Below are 4,188 nucleotides of genomic sequence, written 5' to 3' on the forward strand. Positions count from 1 at the left end.
ATTTATGAAAGTTCTTTGATTGGAGCCAGAGTTCTGGCAGGGGATGGTTCGAGGGTATAGCTATATGGGTTTAATGGGAAGGAGAATGATAATGAGGTGAAGGGGGAAGGAAATCAGCAGGATTATGGATTTAGAATTTATGACCCTAGAGTTGCAAAGTTCTTGAGTGTAGATCCGTTGACGAAATCGTATCCTGAATTAACACCATATCAGTTCGCAAGTAATAGACCGATAGATGCTATAGATCTGGATGGTGCAGAAGCTTCTTATAAAGATCCTATAACAGGACAAATGACCATGCCATCCGATGCAATTAGGCATCCAATTCCTCCTGGAGCTTTTATGCCATCAATAGGCGCTGCTGAAGGTGGCAAAAAGAGGAATTGGGCTTTGGAAATGGCTACTCCTTTTGCTGCTGCTGGTTTATTGATATTCGATGCTTCTACAGGGTTTAAAATTACAACAACTATTGGAAAGGTGCTTGTAGTTACTACAGCAGCAGATTTATATGCAAGTATGCATATAGCGGGTAATGCATCTGATCCTCAAGTGAAGAAAGAAAATGAAGAAAGAGCGAAACAGGATGCTACAGAGTTAGTTATTATGTGGGGAGTTGGAAAAGGATTGAATGAAGTAGGGAAAGCACTTAAACCAATTGTATTAAGTAAAGGACAACGCTTAGGACTTTTTATTGAGAGATTAAAAACAGCTCCTGGAGCAACTAATCAAGAAGAAGCCATTAAATTAATTAATACTACCTTAGATAAGGTGGAGGATGCTTATAGTGGAGTTAAGAAAGCCAAAGGGATACCTAATAGGGATGACGGTAGAATGTACGGGATTTTAGATACCAAATATGTGACTACTCAGGAAGATGGTACCTTGATTGCTAATACTAAAGGAAATAGAATTGTTTTATCTCAAGATGGAGGTTTTAAGATTCAAAGTAAGGATGGAAGTAAGACTTTTATTGATAAGCCAGGAGCATCTTCTTCAACACCAACGCCGTAAATAAGTGATATGATAGATCAAGTTAATTTTATAGCGTTCATAGATTCTTTGTTTAAAACGAAATGTATACAAAAGCAAGAGTTTGATTCAGGATATCTTATGCTAGATATTTTTGTCAATGAAAAAGACATGCTTGTAATTCAAGTTGAAGATGTTCGAATTGGAATTTCTTTAATAAAGGATTATTTGAATTATATCGATTTAAGTACGATAAGTGATTGCTATTTTTACTCTAATGATGAGGCGGAAAAATATCTGCTAGGAATTAAGTTTTGATAATATCTTTACATACTAAGAGCCATCTAGTTATTAGACTAGGTGGCTTATTAATATCAATGAGTATAAGTCTGTTTAGTTTTAACGTCTCTAATAAAAGCAGCGATAACCCGTAATAATGCATCTTTATCCGCATGGGGCAATGCTTCAATTTCTTTAAAATACCTGATTACTTCTGCATCATGTAACGCTTCACTGGCTTTATCGGCAGCACTTCCATAAATCAGATAATCAACAGAAGTATCCAGAGCTTCAGCAATTTTTTTAATTACTTCCGCAGGCGGTTGAGCGCCTTTAGTCTCATAGCGTCCGATCTGTGCGTATGAAATCCCCACTTTATCGGCGAGGTCAGATTGTGACCAGCTTTTAGACTTGCGCAGTTCCAAGATGCGATTGCCGAGATTGTTTTTTTGCGACATAATTGTCAGTTTAGGTTAACAAAAATAGCCTATCTGTGGCAGTTTTGAGTGGATGTTAGTGCTATTTGGTTTTAAAATGCTAAAAATATGTTTGTTTATGTGCTACAAATAGGTTTATTTTGAGACATAAATGTCGCAAAGTAAAAATTTATCCACATGGCTAACAAACTAATCCGAAAAGGTAAACTCCATAGCCGCTACCAGGTAAGTAATGAACGCTGGCAGGAAGGCAGTAATGTACCCTGGTTAAATATACGAGGAAAATGGTTAGCTAAAGCAGGTTTTAACATAGGAGATCAGATAGAGATCGTGGTAGAAAACGGAGTGCTGACGATTAAAAAGATGGGAGCAGATGGAAATCGCTGAAATAAAGCAGTCGTTAACCCTGGCGATGGTGCTGCGTCACTACGGCTTAAAACCAGATAAATCCTTACGGCTGCATTGCCCGTTCCATGCAGATAAAACCCCTAGTTTACAGGTTTACTACAAAACGCATACAGCCTATTGTTTTAGCAGCAACTGTAAGACGCATGGCAAAGCGATGGACGTGATCGACTTTGTAATGCACAAAGAAGGCTGCAGCAAACATGAGGCTATACTTAAATGCAAACAGTTAATCGGTAGTCCTGCGTGTTCAATAACGGCCGCCTCCACCAGGCCCGGTATGTCTATACTGGGTAATATGTTTACCTACTTTAAAAATGCGGTACATAACAGCGAGCCAGCCAGGGAGTATATCCGTAGCCGAGGGCTGGAAGCCAGCCAGGCAGCTATCGGTTATAATAGCGGTCAGTTCCATCATGGGGCAAGAAAGGATGAAAGCCTGATAGCGCAGTGTATAGCCGTAGGGTTATTATCGCCTCACGGTAAGTCTTCCCGCACGGGAGAAACAGCCTACCGTGTTTTTGCGAAGGGTTGTATCGTGTTCCCTTTACTAAACCAGGACAATGAGGTCAGTGGCCTGTATTTTAGAAGTGTGGCAGGCCAGCAGGATCAAAAACATTTTTACCTGAAAGGCCGTAAGGGCCTCTATCCCGGATACCCGCCCGTAACTACTACAAAGCTGATCTTAACAGAGGCGGTTATCGATGCTGCTACGCTGGCGCAGCATACCGCTATTAATAGCCAGTACAGTATCCTTGCCTGTTATGGTACTAATGGGCTAACGGCAGAACACCTGGCAGCTATCAAGGTGCTACCATCGTTACAGGAAATCATTTTTGCTTTTGATGGGGACCAGGCAGGGGAGAAGGCTGTTGCTAAATATGCCAGCCAACTCCGGGAGCTGTTGCCTGGCGTAAGTATCAGCAGGCTACAGCTCCCGTCAGGCGAGGATATTAACAGCCTGCATGTCAGTCATGAGGGCGATGTATTATTGCACTTACTAGCGACACGCATACCGCTGGCATCCTCTGAAACCGCGGTACCCCCGCCAATATCCGCCTCCCCGCAGTTAGATAGCAGCCATCCTCAGAAACTGGTGTATGATACTACAGTTGTCAGCTACTGTGTACAAGGCGGGATCAGTAAGGGTTTAGATAGTATGAAAGTAACGCTGCTGGTAGCCGCGAAGGCCAGTGGTCAGAAAAGCAGGAGCAAAGTAGACCTGTACGAGGACAGGCAGGTAGCAAAGCTGTGTAAGGAAATCAGTGAACGTTTACAGGTGCCAGAAGATACTTTGCAGGCAGATATCAGCCAGTTAACGGACCTGTTAGATGCTTACCGGGAAAAGGAATTACAGCCAGCAAAAGCAGCAGATAAAGCAACGGGAGTATATCCATTAACCGCCCAGGAAAGAAGGGCGGCAGAAACATTTTTAACCTCACCTGCTTTAATGGCCCGGTTAAATGAACTGTTAGGGAAAGCAGGGATAGTAGGAGAAGAAAACAATCGCATCTTTTTACTACTGATCGCTATCAGCTATAAAATGCGGGAGCCACTGCATGCGTTAATCCAGGGCAGTAGCGGCAGCGGCAAAACCAGGCTACTAAAACAAATATCAGACTGCATCCCGCCCGAGCATGTCACCAAGCTTACCCGGGTAAGTGATAAAGTGTTGTATAACTACCCGGAACACTACTTTGTAAACCGGTTGTTATGCCTGGAAGATATAGACGGGCTTAGTGAAGAAGCGGAGTTTGCGTTTAGAGAGCTGCAGAGTAACGGAGAGCTGAACAGCGCTACCAGCATCAAGTTAGATAATGGGCAGATCACCAGCGGTCAGAAAACGGTTAAAGGTCCGATTGCCTCGCTGGCTTGTACTACCAGGGGGGAGATCTATGAAGACAATATGAGCAGGGTGTTTTTAGTGGCAGTAGATGAAAGCGCCGAACAAACAGGCAAGATATTAAGTTACCAGAACCGACGCGCATCAGGAGAGATAGACGGCAGGGAAGAACAACAGGCCAGGCAGTTTATCCAGGTACTTGTTCGTATGCTGGAAGCAACAGAAGTGGTGAACCCTTATGCCAGCCAGTTGCAG

General features: G+C 43.0%; 4 protein-coding genes and 1 pseudogene. 4 read left to right on the forward strand and 1 reads right to left on the reverse strand.

Annotated elements, in window-relative coordinates; all coding sequences use genetic code 11:
- Positions 1-75: 75 nt before the first annotated feature.
- Positions 76-1,011, forward strand: a pseudogene (locus BLV62_RS27950) (RHS repeat-associated core domain-containing protein); the annotation flags it as partial.
- Between the two features lie 9 nt (positions 1,012-1,020).
- The gene (locus BLV62_RS27955) at positions 1,021-1,287 is read left to right on the forward strand and encodes a hypothetical protein (RefSeq protein ID WP_089766359.1); all 267 of its coding nucleotides are present in this window, start codon (positions 1,021-1,023) and stop codon (positions 1,285-1,287) included.
- A gap of 56 nt (positions 1,288-1,343) precedes the next feature.
- Here the strand turns inward: BLV62_RS27955 and BLV62_RS27960 are convergent, their stop codons facing one another.
- A complete protein-coding gene (locus tag BLV62_RS27960) occupies positions 1,344-1,706 on the reverse strand; it encodes a helix-turn-helix domain-containing protein (protein ID WP_089766361.1) in 363 nt (120 codons plus the stop codon).
- Positions 1,707-1,862: 156 nt separating this feature from the next.
- Here BLV62_RS27960 and BLV62_RS27965 point away from each other — a divergent pair, with 156 nt between their 5' ends.
- Together BLV62_RS27965 and BLV62_RS27970 are read left to right on the forward strand one after the other, a co-directional pair.
- Positions 1,863-2,072, forward strand: a complete 210-nt coding sequence (locus BLV62_RS27965) for a SymE family type I addiction module toxin (protein ID WP_089766363.1) — start codon at positions 1,863-1,865, stop codon at positions 2,070-2,072.
- The coding region (locus BLV62_RS27970) for a toprim domain-containing protein (RefSeq protein WP_089766364.1) at positions 2,059-4,188 on the forward strand (2,130 nt) is incomplete at its 3' end. The genes BLV62_RS27965 and BLV62_RS27970, both read left to right, overlap by 14 nt.

This window comes from Chitinophaga terrae (ex Kim and Jung 2007) (assembly GCF_900107795.1).
In the GTDB taxonomy this organism is placed as follows: Bacteria; Bacteroidota; Bacteroidia; order Chitinophagales; family Chitinophagaceae; genus Chitinophaga; species Chitinophaga terrae.